This window comes from Paenibacillus sp. FSL R7-0189, from assembly GCF_037969925.1.
In the GTDB taxonomy this organism is placed as follows: domain Bacteria; phylum Bacillota; class Bacilli; order Paenibacillales; family Paenibacillaceae; genus Paenibacillus_AQ; species Paenibacillus_AQ odorifer.
In genome coordinates, this window is the sequence record NZ_CP150223.1 from 1,361,282 (window position 1) to 1,384,448 (window position 23,167).

A 23,167-nucleotide genomic window follows, 5' to 3' on the forward strand; every position below is an offset into this window, starting at 1 on the left:
GGGTACGGGGTACGGGGTACGGGGTACGGGGTACGGGGTACGGGGTACGGGGTACGGGGTACGGGGTACGGGGTACGGGGTACGGGGTACGGAGTACGGGGTACGGGGTACGGGGTACGGTTTACAGGTTACGGGGTACGAGCATACCGATCATCGCCGAAGTTTTTATTGTTTCCATCCCTCTGTCTTGCCTGCCAATAGTGTCGCTGGAGGTCACATAGCATATGTTTGCCCGCAACCTACTGAAACCAACTTACATCTCTCCCACCTTGACCAACTGAGACCAACTGGCTCGCGCTTGCTCCCAATCTGCTATAACCACAAACAGCAGAGCAGCGATCTCCGTTACTGGAGAACCGCTGCTCTGCTGGTTTTAACAATATTATGAAGCCTATAGTTTGAAGCTGGACAATGTCTTTTGCAGATCTTCTGCGAGCACCGCTAAATACTGAGCTGAAGCCGACATTTCCTCCATTGCGGATAGTTGCTCCTGACTCGCTGCACTTGTGTCCTGAACACCTTCTGCGCCTTTACTAGATATAACGTTGACCTGTTCCATAGCTGCTGCCACACCTTGTGATTCTAAGGCGACATGAGCAACCGCTTCTCTGATCTCCGCTGTCTGCAGGGTAGCTTCTTTAATGGAAGTCTGAATCTCATGAAAGGCTTGAGATACCAGATGACTTTGAACTACGCCATTAGTGACTAGCTCAGTCCCCAAAGCCATGGATTCTACTGCGCTTTCGGTTTGCTTTTGAATATGTGTAATAATATCTGTAACCCGCAAAGAACTATTTCTAGTTGCTTCCGCCAGATTTCGTATTTCTCCAGCAACTACAGCAAATCCCCGTCCATGCTCCCCAGCTCGTGCCGCTTCTATAGAAGCATTGAGTGCAAGCAGATTCGTCTGTGTAGCAATACCGTTAATCGTTGTAATAATTGTATTAATCTCTTGTGACAATGTCCCCAGATTAGAAACAATCTCCTGACTCTGAGTTACACTGAGGTCAATTTCCTTCATCTGCACAATGATTTGATCTACAGCCTCTACCCCACGATCTGATGAACCAGAGACCACCCCCATAAGGTCTGACATTTCATAGCTGCTGCCCTCTACGGCTGCAATATCATTGGTCATTGCTTTTATGGAACGTGTTGTATTGTTAATGCTCTCTGTCTGTTCATCAAAACCCGCCGCAATCTCTCCAGAAGATACAGCGATCATTTGTGAAGCCAATGAGGTCTGCTCAGCACTAGCGCTCATCTCTTCCGATGAAGCTGACAGCAGTTCTGCACTCTCTGCAATTCCTTGCATCATCTTCCGCAAGCCCTGCAGCATATTGTTAAATGAACTGTTAATTTGGCCAATCTCATCCTTGGCGGTGTACGTTGCTATTACGGTCAAATCTCCATCTTCTGCCCGCTTCATTAGTCCTTGCAGTTCTTTAAGGGGTTTTGTTATCAGTCGAATAATTGCAATACTAATTACGAAACAAATCACCCAGGCGAACGTAATCATTATGGTATTGTTTACCCGCATGCTTTTAGCGGTTGCCATGGAATCTGAATTGTGTTCATCAGCATCTTTAAGCAAAGAATCACTAATTCCTTTAAGTAGGTTGATCATTTTTTCACGGGATTCGTTAAATTCGCCTGAAAATACTTTATAGGCCTCTTGATTATGATTACTATCAGCAATCTTTATAATGTTATCCCGCTGTGCACGATAATCTGGCAAAAAGGACTCATACTCTTTGATTTTACTTACAATAGCAGGATCATTATACTGAATCGCTTTCACCTTGTTCATAAGTTCATTATTATCCTGAACCTTCACTTGAATACTCTCAGAAAGTTCTTTGTTTTTGCTGGCATTTACGCTAATCAAACGCTCCAAAAGATAGGATTCAATAGCCCGATTATTCGTACGCATCTGCCCTACGTAAGAAACAGGCAATAAATTTTCATTATATGTCTCATTTGTTTTTTCGGCCATTCGGGTCATCGTGATGATGCCTATGCCCCCTACAACATTCACCATGATTACAGCGAATACCAAAAGCAACCCTATTTTGTATTTCACTTTCAAATTTTTCATCTACACTCCGCCTTCACATTATCTTATGATCTATCTATTTTTATCGGTCGGAAGGGCTAAGAGTTTGATGATTTTTTAAATATTGTGTCGAATAAAAGTATATATTGTCATAAAACGACTTTTCCAAAAAAATAAAAGGGCGGGCACCCGATCCGCTATTACTCCGAATCCCTGTGCCCGCCTAATTAATCATTCCTCTTCCTTATTCTCCAGAGGTATAGTACCAGTACAAAGTATCACTGTTCTGCAAAATATAACTGTCTGCACTGATGCTTGGATCAGCATCCCGGTTCGTTTTATACTTCCATCCGCTGCTTGGGCCTCCGTCAAATTCAGCCAATCCGTCAATAGATTTCACGTAGATGCTTCCAACGTTGCCGGATGATACTACCTTGGTGCCTAATTGACTGACTAGTAAGCTATAAGCCGTTTCGCCCTCTTTTAGAGCTACTGTTGTACTGGCTAGGATGGTTCCCTTCCGGCTATCTCCAATCACTGAAAGGGTAGCGGTAGCTTTAGCTGGAGCAATAACAGACGATCCAACAGTCAGAGACTGAGTATAACGCGCTACGCTCGGTACGCTGTCTTTAACATAACCGGTAACAGTCATTGTATAGCTATTTGCCGGGAGACCCCCCTCAACAACAGCTACACCTTGTTCATTCGTGATTACCTTCTTATCACCAATCGAAACCTGCACACCTGCAGCTGGTGAGGTAACCGGATCAGAAGTGAAGCTGTCCTGATTCCACACCCACTTTTTCTGGGAAACCTTTACGGTAAAAGCTTCATTAGCTTTTGGCTGCGTTGGGGAAAGCGCCACAGAATCTATAACCTGTGTATTTTCACCTGCATAATAGACAAGCACACGATCGGATTCCTGTAGTTCGAACGCATCCATACCCACACTTGGATATATCCACTCCCCGCCGCGTGATACTACGAAGCTCCACCATCCGTCGTAAGTACCTTGCGAAACTCCATGGATACCTGATACAAAGTTGCCATAAGACGATTTGGTGATATCTACTTTAAAATCATCGGTAGATCCTAGTTGCTGCAACGCTTCAAGAGCATTGGAGGCTTTTAAAGTCCCTTCACTAATCAATCCTTCCGGGCCTTCAACGGTAAGAGAAGCTGTTACATTCTTAGAAGTTACCTTTATAGCTTTTGTATATTTAGCAACCGTTGGCGCTTTACCTTCGCGGTAGCCAGTTACAGACAGTGTATAGTCACCTGCGGGCACATTTCCTGAGAATACGGCCTCACCTTTAGCATTCGTCGTTACCGTGTGAGCTCCAATTTGGACCTGAACACCCGCAGCTTTTGCCGTTACAGGAGAGGTAGTATTCGTAGCAGCGTCCCATTTCCACGTCTTACTAGTTACAGTGACAGTAAAAGAATCGCCCTCTTTAAGATTTTGTTTGGAAAGGGTAACGGAATCCACAAGTTTAGTGTCATCTCCGGCATAATAAACCAGTACCTGATCTGAATCTTTAAGTACAAAATCACTCATGCCTACATCGGGATTAATCCATTTTCCGTCACGTGATACAACATACATCCATCCGTCATAACCACCAAAGCTTCCAGCAGCAATACTTCCGATGCCAGTCACATAACTGCCCGAAGGATTCGTGATCGGCAAGTTCGTTTGAAGCGCCAGCTTCTCTAACGCTCCAAGTGCGTTGCCAGCATAGGCGTACCCTTGTGCCAACGTGGCCCGTGGTCCCTCAATCGTTACAGGAGCGTAGATGAGTGAGCTCTGAACGGAGGATTTGGAAAAATCGTATAGCTTACTGTTGCTTCCTTTATACAGCAAATTATACGCAACCAGCGCCTGAAGTCCTTGCTCTGTCGCCAGAACATTACTGCTTCCACCACGGCTATGGGTGAAGCTACCATCAGCTAGACGATAGCTAAGCAGGTTCTCCATTAGATCCACTTTGTTTTTGGTGTATTCTAATCCACTAGGATCAACTCCGAAGGATGCGAGTCCAAGGATTGCTTGTGCGCTACTTTCAGCACTGTCACCGTAACCCCCATGGCTATCTTGAGCTGCAGATAACCAAGCTACGGCTTGTAGCCCTGCTAAGTAGGCTTCGGGATTATTTTTATGTGCCGCCAGAGCCGTCAAGGTTATCGCTGTCATATCAGGCTCACTTGCGCCTGAGGTTAATGCAAAGCCCCCATCCGGATTCTGTTTGGAGAGAATCTCCGTAAGGAGCTTATCCGCCGTCCATTTCGCGTCACTTGGGATATTATATTTACCAGAATCCAGCGCAAGTAAAGCATATACCGGATTATTTAGCGTCTGTTCACTGAGCTTGCTGTTATTATAAATTTTCTCAATCAGATTATAGCCAGGAGTCGTTCCGTTACCAGCAAAGCTAGTAGGATCTGCACCAATCGCTCTCACTGCGAGCACGATTCGAGCATAATCGGTTACATTGGCGAAATTGCCAGCTGCATCCTTTACTTTTTTCTCAAGCTCTGAATGGTAACTGGCTGGCAGCTTATATCCTGCTTGCGCTAATCCAATAGCTTGCCAATCCGATTGCACGCCACCTTTCAAGAGATATTCTGCAGCCGCATAAGTCGCATCCGCAACATTAATCCGCTCCGCAGCAGTTGCTTCCAGACCGGAGCCAGCGCTCGCTTCTGCAAATATTTGTCCTGCCGGAGCAAGAGATGTTCCTAGAATTGAAATGACCATGAATAAGGCCAGCCCAAGTGCTACAAACTTGGAAGACATGATTTTCTTCATTGTTTAACCTCTTTCTGTATAAGAATGGGTACTGCTGGGAATAAGACGCATAACATAAAGACCGCCCCTTTGGAGGGCGGTCAGGGAAGATTACAAATCGAGGCTGAGGCGCTTGCTTCCTGCCAACAGTCCATCTGTATATGTTCCACATTCTTACCCCACGAAGAATAGAAACGCTCACGAAAAAGGCAGGTCTCCTGGCTGATGCTTCATCGCTGTTCTTCACCTTCCCACCCTACCTTAGGGGCAGTGGCTTATAGAAGAAAAACTCCGCACATACAGTGGCGGGACCGCGCCGGACTCTTGCACCGGACTTCCCTTTTAAGCAGACGACTAGATTGATAGAGTCTGCACCTTTTCCAGTATGTAGTATCTTATTTTGACATCCATAATCATATCTATTAATACATAGCATGTCTATAGAAAAGCTTAGTAAGGGCAGCAAAAAAATGAACAGCAATACGCCACCTGCCGGTAGGTATTGCTGTTCAGAAAGCTTGTTATTCGACTGTTCCTTCCGGACTTGCAGTTGGGGAAGGTTCAGCACTTGAATCAGAAGCTGGTGGAATATTAGGATCGGGATCTACGATCAATGTAAATCTTCCGGCTTTGATCATACTTTTCTCTAAAATTGTCGCTCCAGGCTCCAATGTAACCTCAACCTGATAGGAAGGTTGTTCCCCTTCAGTCACAGCTGTTGCGGAAGGCAACCCAGTGCTGTCCTCAGCATCAGAGGAAGGCGTAGGAGACGGAGATACATCAGCTACAGCATTAGTAGCATCTGCACCTTCTGCTGTTCCTCCAGTAGTGCCAGCGGCATCTGACTCGTCAGCGGCGTTTCTCTCATCCGTCCCATCCGTTGACGGCACTGGACAAGTCCCATTCGTAGCAGCGACCTTAAAGCTTTTATCTATCTCTGTAGACGAAGACATTAAACTAATCTCAGTCGGTTGAAACTGCACACAGTCATCTGCACTTGCGAAGGTGAACACCAATATGCTGCTCCCCTTATCTCCTTCGCCGCTCTGATCCTTCAAGTATACTGAAGCCGGAGGCAGCACATTGCCTGCACTCTGAACAGGGGTCGGCTCAGGGCTTGTTCCCGGCAGAGCCGTCTTCGTATCATCCGGACGCAGCATACTGAATACGATAATTGCAATAATCACCAGAATACCCGTAATGGAGCCGGAGATTAAGAGTCGAAATCGGCTGCGGCTGATCCAGCGCGCCAGCGGGGAAGCCAGTTGGGAGCGGGCTTCATTGTACACATTTTGCAGAGCAGGCCGAGCTGCCGCGACATAGTTCTTTCGGAATTCCCGATTCTTGAACGCTTCACGATCACTGCTCAGGAAATACTTCAGAATCGCCTTACGGTAACCCGGTTGCAGCTTTTTATTCGAAACCGTAAATAAAGGATTGCCTTGCGACCAAGCAAAAAACCGATAGATGATTTCTTTGTCGGAACCGGCTTTACGCTTTAACAGCTCCAGAAGCGCATCGTAATCCAGCGGACCCCCTTCACGCTGAGTTGTATAGTAAAAGGCTAGCGGAAGCCGTTCAAAGGGTTCTAGAACACGCGCCTCTTTTAGCAAACGACGACCCAGTAGCTGCACATCATCTAGTTCCTGCGGAGACAATCCTGTAAAAATCTCTTCATTTGGCTTCTCTTCACCAAACCAGCGGTAAGCGGCACGCAGCGCATTCTCTTTCTGCTTGCTAATCCTATCCAGTGGCGGCTGCCAATCGACAACATTACCATACCGTAAAAAAACTACCTCCAGAAGCTCCTCCTGCGTCATATCAGAAAGCGATAAGCGGTTCAGTAAGAATCTATCTGCTGAAGCAGCAAGATCCTGCATTAGGGAGAGTGCCTTAGGAGCAACTCCTGTTCCTTTGCGGCGATCTTTTTCTGCCTTATCTACAATTTCATGAATTTCCGCCACAGAAGCCACCGGATCATGCTCCAGCTGAAGCTTTTCTAGCAAATAATCCTTCACAGCATTTTGAGCAAAAGACTGCTCTAACGCCACTGGCAGGAACCGCCCCCAATGGAGCACAAAGCTCAGAATATCCGCAGATCTGGACGCCGCAGCTAGTCTTGATTCCATATAAGGCTCAAGTAGCTGCTTACGGAAATAAGTTTCAGACATCACGCGCTGGAAGTAAGCTGCACTTAACTCATCATTACTCTCAATGATCCCGTAAGCAGCACTCAAAATATCCTTGCGGCCCGCTTCCACACTATGAAGCATCCCATTGATGAAATAATCCACGATTCTGACCCTGTAATTGTGATCCTTAAGTACAAAATACTCTTTAAAGCATTCCATAATCGCCGGATCTGGCACATTTCTTTGCCGAATCAGATCAAATTCCCGGTCAAACCGTTCTAAGAAAATATCATTCAAGCGGATTCTAGAATGAATTGCACCGTCTGGCTTTAGGTATGAAAGCAAACCACTTAGCACCGCACTCTTGTTTTCCGTATATAAATGCTCGTTCCCTTGCTCAATCTCATAAAAGATAGCCAGCTCATTATAGAAAGAAAGAGATAGCTTGTGCTCAGGACTCTCTCCACGCAGAATCTGATCGGCGAAGCTTACGAAGTCGTTAATATCTCCTGGATTCAGCAGTAACAGCTTCCATACCAAATCAGCATAAGGCTGGCGGGACTCGCCAAAATCGACATTCCCCATCCGTCCGGAAGCCAAATCAAAGGTATAATCCTTCTCAATACTGCGGTCACCGGGACGAAGTGAACCTTTTTCCACAAAGCTAAGATGTATATATTTACGGCTTTGCGGTTCATTCGCATACGTAATCACGCCTAATCTACGGCGGAATTCATACGGCAGCACGCTATACAGAATTTCTGTAAGCTCCACCGCCCGCGCGGACAACTCGGTGATAGGTACGTTTAGAGCCACGTAGATTTTTTTCTTACCTGCTACAGAGAGCATTACCGCTTGCAATAACGCCTTGAATATCCCTTCATCAATCCCTAGCAAGCGTAAGCCTGCGATTGGATCCGGGCTGCGGTCTGTGCGAACAACTGGAATAGAGGGCAGCTCCGGCAAGGTTCCACCAAGCTCTCCAGTATAACGCTCTGCAAAATCAGCATGCAGCCAGTCTCCATAGCTCTGCACAATTTCTTCGGAACGTGAAGCAGGTACTACATAGTTATGTGCAAAAAAAGCGCTTCGTTGGCCTGTGAAATCGGCCGCTTGATAACGACTAAGCCCAATAACTGTATCCCCGTTCTCAGCATGAAATAGGTGCAGCGCACCAGGATATGCAGCCTCATCCTTCTCCCCACGCGCGGTTAACTCCGCAGGAGCATCGTAGAGGCAGAAGGGATGAAGGATTTTTTTCACAAAATTATTGTCTAGACTATCTGATTTCGCTACCGTATCGAAGCCTTCTGTGGAACGAAACACTCCGCGACGTTCGCGGGTGTACATCTGTTGGGCGATTGTTGACCCTGAGAAAACATTCACGGGCCGTCGCTCCCCTCAATATACTTCAGCTTATGCAGCAGCCAAATAAAAGGCTCGTCTACACGAATCGGGCTTACTACACCCTCAATCTTTTGATTCACAGGGTTGCTGCCCAACGCAGATACTGCAAAATAACCCGTATTCGCGAAATAAACATCCATTGTATCTTTAAAGGGTCTGTCCACCTTACCAATAAATCTGCGAATTTCCCCGTCGATATTATGAAACTCGTCCATGTTTAATGTTTTGCGGTGAACATAGTTATTGAACACATTGCTGTTAGACTTGATGTAATCGCCATCTTCATCCTTGAGTGAATGCAGCATATCACTTTTGGCAAGCACAACCGCTGTTGGAATGTCTGTTTTGCTCTTTTCCTGATAGGCAATAAAATCACCGAACATCGTCAGCACCACATCGCGTGGCTCGTCATATTGTGAGACCCATTCTCCCGGGCGGTCACCGATGTTAATATGAATCTTTTCACGGATAGAACGGATTTGCAGCGGATCGACCATAAACAAAATACCCGCTGAGTTCTTGATATGCTGACCATGAAGTCCAAGATAATCCTGATCCACCATACCCTCACCTGCTACATCAAAGAATACAAGTGTCAGTGGCGGTTTATTTTCATCCTTAAAGACAAATTGAAAGATAAAAGGCTCCTGCATTTTTTCCTTCTGTGTAGAAGCCAGCAGATCCCCACGCTCAAAAAGCGGTTCCTCATACAATGTACGGAACTTACGGCTAATTTCTGCATTAAGCGGCATACAAGCGGCATCAAAATGACCTGCTGTAGTATGCTGCAATGTGTGGATCAGCGAGGTCATATACACCGATTTCCCGACTTGGGATGCCCCGATAATCGAGATGATGTTACTTGGCACCTTCCCGGCAGTCACCGGCAGCTCATTATGGCAGGACGGGCAAAGCCGTCTGCGCGTAAGCACACCGTAACGATCCGTAAGCCCAGTTAACACATGATCTGTGTAATGATGATATTCTTCCGGAATATCTGCCGGGTTGATAATCGCTTCTATGTCATCTACCGTATCAAGCCCGAAGCGCTCACGGTATTTGTTCAAGGCGTCATCCTCACCCAATGCGTAATTTTCATCGTCCTCCCGGCTGTGCATAGCCCGAAAGACGACATCCTCCGGAGAGAACTTGGTGAAGCAATACGGACACACTATATCGTAAAAAAGCGGCCGCGGCTCCGGCTGATTCTTTTTCATAAAACGGCTAAAAAAAGACATCTACTCATCCTCCCAAAAGTTGTATCTACGTACTTGCTATGAACGCACTGCTCATTACCCGCTTGTACGCGTAGACCAAGTCTCACTCCGGTACCAATTCGTAATAAAGCCCATATTTCTTGCCATCGGTGAAAAAGATGCGTACAAAATCATCCTTACCGATTTCAATCGGTGGAAGTACATTGCGTCCAGGAGCGAAATCCTGGACGAAGGGAAAGAGAATACCATCCTCTTTCCCTGACGGATGCCCTCCACGTTTCTTGACATAACAGAGGACATCCCGTGCCACGGGCACTTCTGCCGTAATCGCCATATGTACGGTCTTTTGTTTTCCGAATAAGGCCTTTTTTTGTTGAATGGAATAATAGATCCGGGCTTTGCCTGCACTGACCATCACCCGGTTCACACCATCATTTTGCCTCACCAGGGCAGTCTCACCGTTCTCAGCAAGACGAGCAAATATCGTATAGGATATCAGACCGATCTCATCCAATCGATCACGATAACCATTGTTAGATTTGTATTCCTCACGAGTGTAGAGCTTCATACCGATCGGCGGATCATCTCCGGTTCCCATGTCAGCCGCTTCTGCGGAGGTTTTGTGGATGTACACCGCCTGCACGCCGTCCGGCCAGCGCCATCTCAGCGTACAGAATCGGTCATCCACTTGGGATGTCACATCCGTTATTCCCGGAGCGGAAGCATTAACCTCGGCGTACCTCATTACTGTAAACCCCTTTCCGCTACACTAGAATCCTTTGCTGTTCCGGCTTCTGCGCCGGCCCGGAAAGTTATCCGATGCTGGTGCAGGCGCTGCGTTATTGTTTCTTCTATTTCGATAAATACGTCCTTCACCTACCGGAATGACGCCTGTAAATAATGCAATAATAGCAGCTAATATAAGAACAGCCAGAAGACGAATAAGACTATCTGTAAAGGAGTCACCGCTAAGACCAAATTCCAGAATCAGTCCTGCGAACAAGCCTGATATTACGCCGCCAATCCCAAAGCTTTTAGCCAAATGACGGTTATCAAACATAATTCCCAGACCTAATCCAAGCGTAGCCCCCATCAACATCAGTGACAAAATACGAACCGCAGCATAATAAGGACTGTCTGCCGTTGAATCACTGCGCTCAGTTAGCAGCGTCCGGTCTCCCAGACGGTCATAGATCTGCTGGAACACATCGCCCAGTAGGGCTGAATCCTTGACATCATAATAGTGTCCGCCTGTCACTCTCGCAATATCCTGCAACAGCTGAGTGCCTGCTGGATCATTCAAGCCCAGACCAATGGTATTCACAGCAATACCGCGCTCTACATAAGCCTGCAGCTCTCTTGTGGTATCGAAATTACTCACTCCGTCAGACAACAAGATGACCATGGCCCCTTGGTCTTTTTTGCCGTCACTGTCAATCTCCTTCAGTGCCTCTGAGACCGCACCGCTGATATTCGTGCCGCCTTCGGTTGGCTGCAGATTATCGATTGCAGTCAGCACCTTCTCACGATTCTCCAAATTTGAAAGTGGCGTTAAAGGTTGGACAACTACCGCTTCGTTGTTAAAGGTCACCACGGCTACCTTATTGTCAGTGTCCATTTTTGTAATTAACGCTTTTGCTGCGGAATACCGGCTATTATCGGGATCACTCTGTGTCATACTGCCTGAGTCATCGATAGCCATCACTACATTCTTAACCGGTCTCGCACCGCCAAAATTCAGCTCATAAACGAACTCCATTAAGGCTCCAACTCCAAGTGCAAGGACAATCATCAGAGGCAGCAGCTTCCACGATAACCCCAGGTAGCGCTGCTTCCATGAAGCTCCGTTCAGTCGTGGCGAGATCATCTCTGCAAGCAGGCAGCCTACACCGACACCCAGCGCCACAATGGCAAAATAAATACCCACAAGCAGGATGGAAGGCAGATCGTTATACCAGCTTAGCAGCCATTCGCCAAAAAGAAAGGCGACCCCGCCGCCGATCAGACTGAAGAAGAGCAGCAGCAGATTGATTTTTCTCTGCATCGTTATACTTCCTTTCCGGGTAAAATCTGAATTGTACTCTTATCCTTTAACATTCCGGGGGTTATGCTGCCTGATAAACGGGCTACCCGGATGTGCTATCATCCCCCAGATTGCGCTTTGTGCAATAGAACGGAATAGGAGGAACATCTATTTCTATTCTATTGCATAGTGTGCATTGAAAATAAGGAGAAATGTCCCTATCCCAGAACTCTAATTAAGGGTTATATCCGATGACTCTATTGCACAAAGGCAATAAAGGGACTCAAAGTGAGGGGACCCAATCTATTACGCCATCAGCGCATCTCAGGAAGCTGATCTTCACTCAGTCCATGGAGCTGATAGCCATTCTGAGCATAAGTCTCATAATAGACCTTACCGTTGCGATAATAGAGCAGGTCCTCTAAATGAAAGCCGCCCATCAGGTTTAGCTTCTCCACTCCGCTCCTCCGCTGCTCATGCACGAATCCTAACCGGTAAATCCGGGTTGTCTCATCCACTCCAAAGGCGTAGCGTAGAAACTCTGATGAACTGTCTCCGAAGAAATATTTCTCCTCATGACGATGCTCTTGCGTATATTCGAATAACCGAACATTAATGGCCGCGCCCTCTTCTAAATTATGATACAAGCGCTTGAACAGCTCTTCCCTCGATAGAACCTGACGATTCTCATAGGCTGCCGCAACATTTGCACGACGCAGAAGCTCTTCCTCAAAAGATAAATTGAAAGGTTCTGCTGCCAGCAGCTCCCGGCGGCAAATATCAATCAAACGCTCAATCACAGCTTCTTTCCCTTGTTCTAAGAGCTTGGAGATACTGCCCATGTACTTCTCACTGAAGAATATTCCAGGGCCACGCCGGGTTTCGATATCCTTCATCACTTCTTCTGTGACTACGCGGTAGTATTCCATTACGTTCTGGCCCGTTGTTTCGTTTGTTCGCCCAATGCTGTCCATAACAGTAATACGCAATTCTTCCTCCAAAGTCTCCATAGCTTTCACACGAGCCATACTTTCCATATGAAGCTGCTCAAGTGCAGATTCCAAACGACTGCATAGGGCAAGCTCACTTTCTAGGCCCAATAGTTCATATTTTTTGCCATATACGGCTGAGAATAAGTAATGAATGAAGTTACGTACTGTTCTTTTGTCAAAAAGCGGCACACGCTGGAACGGCTGGCGCTCCACGCTTTCTGCATAAAGATCCTCAAGCTCCTCCTGCATGGAGAGAATCGCGGAACGCAAGCCTGCCATATGCTGACGTAAAAGATGGAGCACACTTCCGGCTTCATCACGATCTGCCGTCCACTCCGCAAGCTGATAAAAGCTTACCGCTGGCGTAGATGTTTCCTGTGCCGCCAGCATAGTGCGCCATTGGCGTAATGGATTCATTCCCTCCACTCTCCGGTTTGACTCTGCCACAAAGTTATTGCGGAAATAAGCTTCGCCCCCGTCACCGAACAACTGCCGTTCAGCTTCACGAAGTGACAGCTGCTTCAGTTCATTATAGGAAGGGCGTCCGTGACTCATTAACCCCGTCATTTCATTCAGGCCGTCTTTCTCCGGAAGTAGCTGTACCGCGTGTTCCCGCAAGCTGTCAGGGTCCAGCCCTAACAACGCCTGCCGTTCACGTATAGTCCACGAACTGCCCTCACGCATATCGGAGACAAGCCGCCGGAACGCATGATACAGCACTGCCAAAGCAATTTGAACATTAGGTCTTCTTACCCCGGAAAAGCCAGCAGACGCGTAGCCTTGTCTTCCAGTGCTGCCTCTGATGCCGCTTTTGAAGGTCATATTGTTATATCCGCCATGACCAGTAGCCTGATCAGAAGCCGGGCGGACCCGATTTTTGAGCAGACTAATATGAGAAATAATCTCGTAGTTGTCATCCATACCGTGTGCAGACATCATACCGCGCTCATTCTTATCGGAGAGCAGATACACAAGGTCAAATAATGCGGAAGGACCATGGGCAACTGGAATCGACAGACCATCTTCCGTCACAAGTAACGGCGCATTAAACTTATAGTCCGTAACTTGCATTTTGTCCAATTCACGCAGAAAAGCCAGCCCTACTGAGCTGGAATATCCAAAATTATCCCCCTGCTCCCGCTCATTGATCAGAGCGTAGAGATCTGTCTGTACGGACTTAAAGGACTGGCCGAGTACAGCACGAGCCAGCAGTGTAATTTCCGGCAGCAATACATTAAGCGGATCATCAACCCGCGTAATGATAGAGAGATGGATGACGTCAAAAGATGAATATAGACGTCCATAATCCGCTATACTGTTGCTCAGCCGCCGGATAACTTTATTCATTTCAGCAAGATAACGTGTATCCTCATGAAACTTGCGGTAAAGTTCATGACGCACAGTGCGTGGATCTAACCCTGCCGTTTCCGGCAAGGCCATGGCCAGCACCCGGTCTTTTCCTCCCGCAACAGATCCACTTATACTTCCGTCTATTCCCTCTTTTGCCGCACCTGACACAGCATGTAATGCCATAACCCCGCCGGCGTTATCCCATTTTCGTTCGCAGCTATCCAGCACCGGACCGATGGCCGGAGCAACCTTGTCGCCTACGAACAGAAACAGGGCAGGGTAATGGATGCTGCTGCGTCCATCCCCTTTGCTGCGCTGTGCCTCTTCCTGTACCGCATATTGTTCACCATAAGATAATGCCTGTGTTTTGATCATAGGCCTATTTCAACTTTCTGCGGATACTGCCGAGCTTGCTAGTCATGCTCTTGTAGAATCCGTACATCTCATCACCGCTCTCATACTCTACCCGTTCATACTCTAAGCTGTCGCGTGCTTCCAGGAACGATACATACAGCCCTTCCAGCTTATAGAGCAGCGGGGTAACGTCTTCAGCGGCAGTCATTTCACCTGCACGACGTGCTGCCTTACGCAGCAGTACGCTGCGGCTCTTCTCATCCAGCTCCCGGAAGTGCCGATACACGGCATACTCTACGTAGCTGCGCTCTTTCATCAAATTAGCAAACGGCTCCCAAGCGTCCTCTTCTTCATCACGGTCATAAACGTAGAGTGCGCCTTTTTTGATAATACTGTCCGTATACAAAGCTTCAATGAACTGATCCATCCACTTATCTTCGTCCAGATATTGATGGAGCACACCTTCAAGCTCAGTGGCTTTAGCAGTCAGTTCAGTATATTTAGCCAACTCCACACGAACACGTGAAATCAGCTGCGGTGAACGAATGAGATTCTCCTGCGCCATGTCCTTGTTGATGCTGCCAAAGATATCTTTAATGCCTTCACGCTCCAAGCCCTTCTCACGCAGGCTCTTCAGCTCATCAACCGCCTTCTTCACTTCACCAAGATTCGGGCGTGTAGATTGCAGCTGCATATCGAAACCACTCAAAATGGCGTCCAGATCAAAAGGGTTGGTGAACACAACAGAATATCTGTTACTTGTGTTCTCATCTACACCTTTTTCAATAATGACTCCACTTGCCAGCGCTTTTGCAAAGTCTGCACGCACTCTAGCGTTATAATCCCGTACACGAGAATTGACGTAAGTGTCGCCCCATGATTTTTCCGGAATCGGAGAAGGCAGATACGTCCAGTTGTTCTTATCCGTCATCACGAGATGGCGGCCAATCCCTTCCTTGTCGAGAATGGTCCGCTCATAGTTCTCTTCAAACACCCGCAGCGGCGTGTATACGAAAAGTGGCACACCGTTACGTGTGTTAAGCCAGAAAATACGGTTTTTCACTTGGCTTTCCTTGATCGTAAATTGCGATTTGCCAAGCGCATTATTCTGATAATTACGAATCCCTTTTAGGATACCCGGCGCTTTAACAGGCACGGAAACGAAACCCCATGATGGGAAATGTAAGCTGCCCGAGCTATTGCTAAGGTGGAAGGTAGGCACAGCCTCTTCGTCCAATTTACCGGCAATAATCCGCTCAACGAATTTATCCAGCGGCTCTTCATGGCCGAATTTCATCACAAGGAAATCCTCCATCGAACGGGTAATCAGATCCCCAAACTTATCGCTAAGGAATTCCGAAATCGAGCGGACGATATCAATCTCCTGCTCTTTGACCCAACGTCCGGAATGCTTCAGCATTTCACGGGTGAAGTCGCGAATCAGGTCGTCGCCGTCCTTCTGATCCATGATCTTGGAGATGGTCGCCGAAATATCCGGCACGTTCACAATGTTCCAATAATAAGTTTTGTTTCCTTTATAGTCTGCCTGCTCTTCGCCATTGATAAGGATGTCCCCGTTTTTGGCAAAAATCGAGCTAAGCGCACTAAGAATCTCTGTAAACACACCGTAAATCCGGCTGTTCTCATCGTTTAAGAGCTCATATAAGTCCTCGTAAAATTGAATCATTTGCTCAGTGCGTTCTACATCGGCGTGCAGCCAATATTCATTGATTTTAGCCTCAATATAGGCATTTTTCTTCTTCTCTTTGGAGACAAAAGCACTGCGGGCATCGCTCAGCTTCTCATCCGCACTGTCCTGAGCCGTCTCAATATCACGTGGCAAACGCAACAAGCTTTCACGTAAAGCCTCAATATAAGACTGAATCAGCTTCAAAATACAGAAGCCCTTCTCGGTATACAGCAGGCGGGAAACGTAGAATGGCCCTTGCTCTGGGTGCAGGAAGATGCGCTCCAGCTCTTCACTGAAACGTCCCACAATTTCGCCAGGCAACTGCTTTTTCGATTTGATATATTCTTCACGGGCACGAGCCAGGAAGTTCTGCTCCAGCTCTGTATCCATGCTTACCACTTGATTCTTAACAACATTGGCATGGCTCAAGCGTTCGCTGTTCTCGTAGCCTGGCAACGGCTCAGGCACACGGGATTCAAACGTCTTGATCATACTGTCGAGATCAATCCCCAGCTTACGTGCGAATTTCTCTACATCCTCTTGACCAGGGGCCTGCTGGAACATTTTTTCCATTTTATCAAACAAGCGGAAAGCCAGGTAAGTCGTCATTTCCTCAATCGGAAGCACAGCAGACGAGGCACCGATAATGTTGTATTCATAGTTAGCTGGGTAGGTCTTGTTCATCTGCGCAATGTTGGTGCGGATATTACTGATATAGTCATGGATGGCGAATTCTTCACCAGACTGTTTTTCTTCACTCGCCATAAAGTTCGTGATGTTCTCCGCCGTTACGTTCATACAGTAATCGTACGCATTCTCCAGCAGCTTACCCTCGGTATTCGTTGCAGAGATCAAATGACATAGATTAAATGGAGGCAGCGGTGAATTTACCGTCAAAATATTACCGTATTGCTGCTGGAATCGCTCACCACGACTGTCCACATTCATCCAGTAATCCAGCTCTTTTAGCGCTGCATAACCGTTCTTGCGAATATATTCACGCGTGTGCTCGCTTAGACTTTTATTAGACAGATTCACGTCCGGTGTAAATAGGTACCCCAGTGTGTTCACACGGTCAATGCCGGCTGATCCATAGTCACGTTCAATAATACCGCGCACGATATAGGCAATATCCAAGAAAGCCCCACTGCCTGTACCGCCCGACAGACCTGTCAGCAGAAAGACCATCAGCTTTTTGTTAGTGCCTACGGATAACGTCTTGATCTTCTTATCAATCGCACCTACAACCTGATTAATCTTGGTGAACAAAAGCAGACGTCCAGCCTGCCGCACACCAGCAGCACCATTCATACCATCTGTGATACTTAACTCAGGTGACAGCCAATCTGTAATATAAGAATCGAGAATACTACGGTTCTGTAGCAGTCCGCCGATTTCAGCATTCGCCAACAGTACAAATTCATTTTGCGGGTCCAGCCCAATGCCTTTGTATTTTTTTCCGCGATCCTGTTCATTCGTCTCAAAAGCTAGAAATTCCACATTATCCGGCTTGTCCCGTTTCTTCTTGGATATCGGATCCTCCGGCAGCTTAAAGCGGCGGTTAATCTGATATTTAAGACGCAGCAGGGCATCAATGCCCGTGCCGCCTAGTCCAATGATCAGGATCGGATTATCAATCGTATCCACCCTGATTTTATCGCTGACAATCCCGCCGCCTAGTGATACATCCAACTGCTGTATATGCTCTCTTACTACTGGTTTCATATGCTTATCCTCCTAAAAGTTTTGCGGAAGCTGTACTTCAGATATCTTGCAGCAAAACTATTTCTGCGGCATACATTGCCATTGCCTACTATACTAAATATTCCAGATAAATCGTCTTATCTACCGTCTGTAGAGATACTGAAACGCGGTCCCCACTCTTCAGTTCAAGACCACGCGAAGCATCCGCAGCACGTCCGGATCTCTCCACAGTAACACCTTCTCCGCTGCGTAACAGCAATCGGTCATTCTTAGCCGGTGTGAAAATAACACTTTCGCTCTCCTTCAGTTCAGGCGCCAATTGCAGCAGCTGATGAAGGGTGAACTTGCCCTTGAAGCCTGCAAGCTTCTTATATTGTGGGTAGGTCTTCTCACCCGTATTGCTGTCTTTAACCTCTACTACCAGCTGTCCTACAAAACCACGTGCCGATTTCTTATTCAGCACATACCATGCTGCACCAGCTGCCAGCACTAAAAGAATGCCCCCTATAATGTAATACAGGGTTTTGGATGAAGCTTCCTTCAGGGGTTCTTCATTGCCAGTCCCTGTAGAAGGTGCTGTTGTTGCTGCTCCGCCTGTCTTCGCGCTGATTTGGACAGGTGCACTTTCCCGATAAAAGCTGCTTTCCTCTGCCCGTACCTTCAACTCGTAGTTATGGCTTTCTTTTACCTCAAATGTACCCTTGAAGACAGCTCCGGAGTTATCCAGTTCGATTTCTTGCACATCACCTGTATCGATATCTGTAGCAAGCAGTACCGCCTTCATATCTTGATACAAATTACTGAGTGTTACCTGAGTACCGTTGCTGAACAGATGCGAGGTGATGTCGATTTTATCACCCTTTTTATAGGTTGCTGATGGCAGCGCATCGATCTTAAGCTCCAAGTCATAGTTAAAGACTAGATTAATATCAATCTTATCCTTTGGCACACCTTTAACCTGAAGTTTCCAATCTCCTTCCTGCGGTGACAGTAGCTTAATCAAGCTATAAGTAGAAGACTTGGACAGCAGGACATTGTTTGAGGGGATCGCAACTTCTTTCCCTGACGGGTCCGTTAATTTCGCTGTCACAGGCTGTGAAGACATAATTGAGATATTGGCTTCCAAAACACTGCCGTTAGGCACGTTGACGGTCACATCCTGATAATCGCCATTTGCAGTAATCGACTGCACAGGCACTACCTTCAGCTTCAAATGGCTGGCAAAAATCTCACTCAGGATTTGCGGCAGATCATCTGCTGAGTCCGTCGAAAATGCTTTACCACCTGTCTCATTGGACAGGTCGGCGAGGCTTTGTTTATTCAGCTTGCCATCTGCATTAAGTCCAATGGTATAGATGGGATAGCCATTCTTTTTGGCAACCTCTACGGCCGCCTTCAGCTCTTTATCTGATTCACTTTGCGTCCGGCCTGTCGCTTTGTTGAAATCATTATTGCCGTCAGCGAGCATTACAATGATAGGCTCATGGGAAGGGTCACTTCCATTCTGCAGAACCTTCACAGCTTCCTCTACGCCAATAGCGATATCGGTGTAAGCTCCTCGGTCCAAACCATCAATAAAATCCTTCAAATCCTGCTTATCGCTCTCCGAGCTAATTTGCAGCAGAGCCTTTTCCCGTTGCACCTTGTCGGTATAGGCAACAATACCTACTTTATCACCTTGGGTGGATAACATATCTATGAACATTTTCATCGCTTCGTTGGCGATTTTGTTCTTGTCACTAGTCTTCATGGAGTTGCTGACATCAATAAGAAGCACAGCATCAATGTGAGATTGCGCCGACGTTGCTGCATAGGCTTTAACAGCTGCAAAAGGCGAGGCAGCTAGACAAAGAGCCAGGAGCAATACCGGAAAGATACGTAGAAAGAGAGTCTTGGTTGTTCTAATACTTTGATATTTACGAAGCATAAATAGGGCTCCTCTTGTGTTATATTAGGCACATATGACAGGTTCAGCACTATCGCTAAAATCTGTAAATAGCATGCCATTATGATATAATTAAACCTTGTAAACTTCAACTTTAGGACCGCCGGACCCAGTGCATTGATGCATAGAAGATTATCATTCTAAAAGCCATCTGGACTGCAGAGCGTCCATGAGAAAGGATTGTTCCATGATTTCATACGTCATTCTTGGGATTACGTTCCTAATTGCCGTAATTCAGATTTCCATTTATGCCGCACATCAGCGCAAACCACTGACACGTGATGATATTAACGATCGACTGCTAGCCGCTTTGAACGGAGGCGATAAAGGCCGTGAATAAGAAAAGACCCGTTACCTTCCGGCCCTTTAAGGCCCCTCGTTACGCTTATGACAAGCTGCGCATCTGTCGCCACTGCGGACGGTATACCGCTCTTGGCGAAGACCGCTGTAGCAAATGTGGCAGAGCCTCACTTATTGCTGTAGAGCAGCACGCAGCATCACTAGCCAGACGGAAGATGCATACCCGTCTACTATTCATCTTACTGCTCACACTAGCCTCTGTCTATTTTGGAAATAGCATCCAACAAATGATATTGTTTGGTGCCGGTGGTCTTGTGCTTGCTGGACTATTGTACTATACGCAGCGAAAAGTAAGGCAGAACGAGAATCTTCGTTCTCTCAATGAGCTGCTTGGTCGTGGGATCGGCATCATCAAGGAAGGGCTGGAGGTCAACCGTCAGGAAGCTGTCTCCGTACTCCGTGAGGATGATGTTCTTGCCTATGAGAAGCTGCGCGAGCTCTCCATCCTGCTTCGCGGCGACCGGATCGCGCGGCAGCGAGTGGCTTTGCTGCATGGATTTTTACTCCGCAAGGATATGGATCTAGAACTGGAGCAGCTTCTTCTAAAAGACTTCGAACCACTGCTAGCCGAATATATCGGCGAGATCGCTAAAGTCCGTCCCGATCTCATTAAGGATCGCACACTACGCTACGTGAAGAACTATGAAGTGGAGATCCGCCAGATGGCTAACGGCTTAACCATCCTTACGAGCGTTGCGGGAGCGGCGGTAAGAATGAAGCGTTATGCCCTGCTCTACTCCAATATGATTGGCCGATACGTGCAAGATCTGCCCAAAGACCGTTTTATGCGGTTGTCCAAACTCATTGCTGCGAATCCCCATGAACCTTGGAACGGCTTAGACCTCAGGGTAGCTGACATTCGTGAAGCCAAATATCACTGGGACCCGGAGGTCCAATAGACCTGAAAGCTAAGATGAGCCAATATAAAGCAAACATCACCCTTATTGATGATAACCAACCGTTTCTCACAGAAATATAAGGATGATGTATACTGTAAAACTTATACTTTCTTAGGCTTTCTTATATTTTGAAAAAAGAGGCTACTCTATATGACGTTCAAACAATTAATAACCCTGCGAAACTTTATGATCATTTTGTGTATATGCATGCTTGTGCTGCTTGGACAGAAGATTTTTCTCATCGCAGATAAAATACAAATCACCAAAGAAGCCGACCGTCTCTACGCTGCTGGGGATCTGATTAATGCAGAGAATCAGTACCGCCAAGCAGCGGCCAACCATTCTATTCATTACCTGGAAGAAAGAGTCGCAAAGCGTCTGGATGAATTAGCTCCAATCACAGATATCCGCAAAGTTCTGAATGTTTTGGTAGCCTCTACTAAGGAGGAAGCAGCGACTAAGGATTTTGCCGGATTTATGAAGAGCTATCAAGCTCTGCTCAGTTTAAAAGCTACATATATGAAGCCAGACGGCCCCTATGAATCCTATTATCGCCAGTTATCGTCGGCCTCAGGCATTTCAGACCAGTTCACCTCTTATTTCCGTCAGTTTAAGGAGCAGTTCCTTGCCGAGCTTGCCCAGAACCAGAGCGGAGGGGTGAGTAATGAAGAGAACTTCAAATGGAATCTTTTGCAGATTCCTGATGCTTATTATGGAAGTGCAGCTTCCAAAGAGGATTTACTAGCCTCAAAGTTTATAAGCCATGATACAGCTATATTAAAATCCTTAGCAGGAGCAGGAAACTTTACCGGCATGCTGGAAAGCACCCTGTCCCTGATGAGTGCTTATAGCCAGCATAATTACGAAGCTCCTTGGGTACTTCAACAAGCAGAAAGCAGCGGGAAGATCATCTTGAACAAAGATCTCGAAGGTGACAATATCACAGCTTTTGCTGGGCATGCTGTAGCTTATCGTAATTTTGCAGGATCGGCAGGTGTCACTTCATCCAAGGTGCTGACTTTGATCGATACTAGTAAGACTAAGCTACTAAAAAATGCCAAACGTCTGACTACTAAAGGTCAATATGCTGAGGCGATACAATTATACGGAGAGCTTGCTCCGCTAGAGGATACTTCGACAAACATTGCCGCTGCTAGGCTGGCCTGGAATATCGCTGAGCCTGTTCGCCTCCTTCCTGGCGGTGAAGAGCAAAACAAATACGACAACGTCATCTCCCGCAAAGGACTATCGGGCACAAAAGTGATCGTCGCCGGGACGGATAACAGTGGCGTGCTCTATTATGCTGCGATGAATAACGACGACAATGTGGTCACATTAACCGGAAACAGCTTGCCACGCTTCGAGAGTCTGCGCAGTCTTACTTTTAATGAACAGTTGGCAACCTCTTCAGGTATACCTGTAATTTTAGCCCAATCTGAGGTTGAAGGTGGACGCACCCTTTTCACAGCATATGAGATGAAATCGAATGGTATTTCGCAGTTATTTTCAATAGCTGGCGATAGTTATGAACTGCAGTCCGATGACTCTATTTTCGTGCCTAATGCGGATCTTGGAGACGGTGTTGACGGGCAAACGGCACTTTACCGTAAAGTAGATGGCATCTATCAATTCGCGGAGATTGTTCAGGAGTATGCTGTAATCTCAGCTGCGGATCTGACCACTCATCCTTTTGAAAAGGTCTCTTTTCATGGTGAAATCGTCGTAGATAACTTCGGTAATAGTCTTGCTTACTCGGATGGGATTTATATTTTTCTCCAAGGAGAAGTGGGTTCCGTTACAGGTAACGCGTTAGTTAGTGGCCAATATCAGAATGGATATGAGCTTGTTGGAACAGACATAGGCGAGCAATATGTTCCTGTGTTTATAGTGGAATCCGTGGGTAGCATGAGCTTTGGGCGGTAGAGATTATGGGATGCAGGAGACGGGATTACGGGATTCGGGATTTCGGGATTTCGGGATTACTTATTATGAATATGTGAAGTTGGTAGTGTGGTGGGTGAGATTCAATATAGTGACGGTGGCATAACCTATGTCGACAAGTGAACGACCATGATGAGTAGTGAGATAAGTTTAGCGGGTTGTGTGAATAACTCTGAGTGTAGGGTGTCACCTTCTGACGACTTAGGTGAACGACCCTGGGAGTAGTGAGAACCTTCTAGCGACTTGGATGAAGGACCTTGAGAGTTGCGGGAAACTTTAGCAACTTGGGTGAACGTCCTTGAGAGTCGC

General features: G+C 46.9%; 12 protein-coding genes and 1 riboswitch. Of the genes, 3 read left to right on the forward strand and 9 right to left on the reverse strand.

All coding sequences use genetic code 11. The annotated features are described in order from the left end of the window. Nucleotides 1-391: 391 nt before the first annotated feature. From MKY63_RS05915 to MKY63_RS05955, 9 genes are all read right to left on the reverse strand, one after another. The gene (locus MKY63_RS05915; protein ID WP_094903429.1) at nucleotides 392-2,098 is read right to left on the reverse strand and encodes a methyl-accepting chemotaxis protein; all 1,707 of its coding nucleotides are present in this window, start codon (nucleotides 2,096-2,098) and stop codon (nucleotides 392-394) included. 202 nt (nucleotides 2,099-2,300) lie between these two features. After that, nucleotides 2,301-4,865 (reverse strand): DUF4430 domain-containing protein, encoded by a 2,565-nt coding sequence (locus tag MKY63_RS05920; RefSeq protein ID WP_339279596.1) that lies wholly within the window; start codon nucleotides 4,863-4,865, stop codon nucleotides 2,301-2,303. A 169-nt stretch (nucleotides 4,866-5,034) separates the two neighbouring features. Continuing rightward, nucleotides 5,035-5,238: riboswitch (cobalamin riboswitch) on the reverse strand. Nucleotides 5,239-5,365: 127 nt separating this feature from the next. After that, nucleotides 5,366-8,362, reverse strand: coding sequence for a hypothetical protein (locus MKY63_RS05925; RefSeq protein ID WP_076137120.1), 2,997 nt, complete (start codon nucleotides 8,360-8,362; stop codon nucleotides 5,366-5,368). Continuing rightward, nucleotides 8,359-9,621: a hypothetical protein gene (locus MKY63_RS05930; protein WP_076129587.1), complete on the reverse strand. Its 1,263-nt coding sequence runs from the start codon at nucleotides 9,619-9,621 to the stop codon at nucleotides 8,359-8,361. Before MKY63_RS05930 ends, MKY63_RS05925 begins: the two co-directional genes overlap by 4 nt. 82 nt (nucleotides 9,622-9,703) lie before the next feature. After that, nucleotides 9,704-10,345 (reverse strand): beta-mannanase, encoded by a 642-nt coding sequence (locus tag MKY63_RS05935; protein ID WP_339279593.1) that lies wholly within the window; start codon nucleotides 10,343-10,345, stop codon nucleotides 9,704-9,706. 24 nt (nucleotides 10,346-10,369) lie between these two features. Next, entirely contained in the window at nucleotides 10,370-11,644 is a 1,275-nt protein-coding gene (locus tag MKY63_RS05940) for a VWA domain-containing protein (protein WP_339811991.1), read from the reverse strand. Between the two features lie 293 nt (nucleotides 11,645-11,937). After that, nucleotides 11,938-14,340 (reverse strand): transcription initiation factor TFIID, encoded by a 2,403-nt coding sequence (locus MKY63_RS05945; protein WP_339811993.1) that lies wholly within the window; start codon nucleotides 14,338-14,340, stop codon nucleotides 11,938-11,940. A 4-nt stretch (nucleotides 14,341-14,344) separates the two neighbouring features. Next, nucleotides 14,345-17,734: a tubulin-like doman-containing protein gene (locus MKY63_RS05950; protein WP_076316997.1), complete on the reverse strand. Its 3,390-nt coding sequence runs from the start codon at nucleotides 17,732-17,734 to the stop codon at nucleotides 14,345-14,347. A gap of 88 nt (nucleotides 17,735-17,822) precedes the next feature. After that, a complete protein-coding gene (locus tag MKY63_RS05955; RefSeq protein WP_036680809.1) occupies nucleotides 17,823-19,640 on the reverse strand; it encodes a vWA domain-containing protein in 1,818 nt (605 codons plus the stop codon). 205 nt (nucleotides 19,641-19,845) lie between these two features. Here MKY63_RS05955 and MKY63_RS05960 point away from each other — a divergent pair, with 205 nt between their 5' ends. The 3 genes from MKY63_RS05960 (at nucleotide 19,846) to MKY63_RS05970 (ending at nucleotide 22,840) form a co-directional block, all read left to right on the forward strand. After that, on the forward strand, nucleotides 19,846-19,998 hold the full coding sequence (locus tag MKY63_RS05960) for a hypothetical protein (protein WP_155986556.1): 153 nt from the start codon (nucleotides 19,846-19,848) through the stop codon (nucleotides 19,996-19,998). After that, entirely contained in the window at nucleotides 19,991-20,917 is a 927-nt protein-coding gene (locus MKY63_RS05965) for a hypothetical protein (RefSeq protein WP_076316996.1), read from the forward strand. Before MKY63_RS05960 ends, MKY63_RS05965 begins: the two co-directional genes overlap by 8 nt. 150 nt (nucleotides 20,918-21,067) lie before the next feature. Next, on the forward strand, nucleotides 21,068-22,840 hold the full coding sequence (locus MKY63_RS05970; RefSeq protein ID WP_339811997.1) for a hypothetical protein: 1,773 nt from the start codon (nucleotides 21,068-21,070) through the stop codon (nucleotides 22,838-22,840). The last annotated feature ends 327 nt before the right edge of the window (nucleotides 22,841-23,167 follow it).

Coding starts and splice junctions, on each gene's coding strand:
- MKY63_RS05940 (WP_339811991.1), bottom strand. CDS start 11,644: ATGCAGAGAAAAATCAATCTGCTGCTGCTCTTCTTCAGTCTGATCGGC.
- MKY63_RS05935 (WP_339279593.1), bottom strand. CDS start 10,345: ATGAGGTACGCCGAGGTTAATGCTTCCGCTCCGGGAATAACGGATGTG.
- MKY63_RS05945 (WP_339811993.1), bottom strand. CDS start 14,340: ATGATCAAAACACAGGCATTATCTTATGGTGAACAATATGCGGTACAG.
- MKY63_RS05970 (WP_339811997.1), top strand. CDS start 21,068: ATGACGTTCAAACAATTAATAACCCTGCGAAACTTTATGATCATTTTG.
- MKY63_RS05950 (WP_076316997.1), bottom strand. CDS start 17,734: ATGAAACCAGTAGTAAGAGAGCATATACAGCAGTTGGATGTATCACTA.
- MKY63_RS05915 (WP_094903429.1), bottom strand. CDS start 2,098: ATGAAAAATTTGAAAGTGAAATACAAAATAGGGTTGCTTTTGGTATTC.
- MKY63_RS05960 (WP_155986556.1), top strand. CDS start 19,846: ATGATTTCATACGTCATTCTTGGGATTACGTTCCTAATTGCCGTAATT.
- MKY63_RS05955 (WP_036680809.1), bottom strand. CDS start 19,640: ATGCTTCGTAAATATCAAAGTATTAGAACAACCAAGACTCTCTTTCTA.
- MKY63_RS05930 (WP_076129587.1), bottom strand. CDS start 9,621: ATGTCTTTTTTTAGCCGTTTTATGAAAAAGAATCAGCCGGAGCCGCGG.
- MKY63_RS05920 (WP_339279596.1), bottom strand. CDS start 4,865: ATGAAGAAAATCATGTCTTCCAAGTTTGTAGCACTTGGGCTGGCCTTA.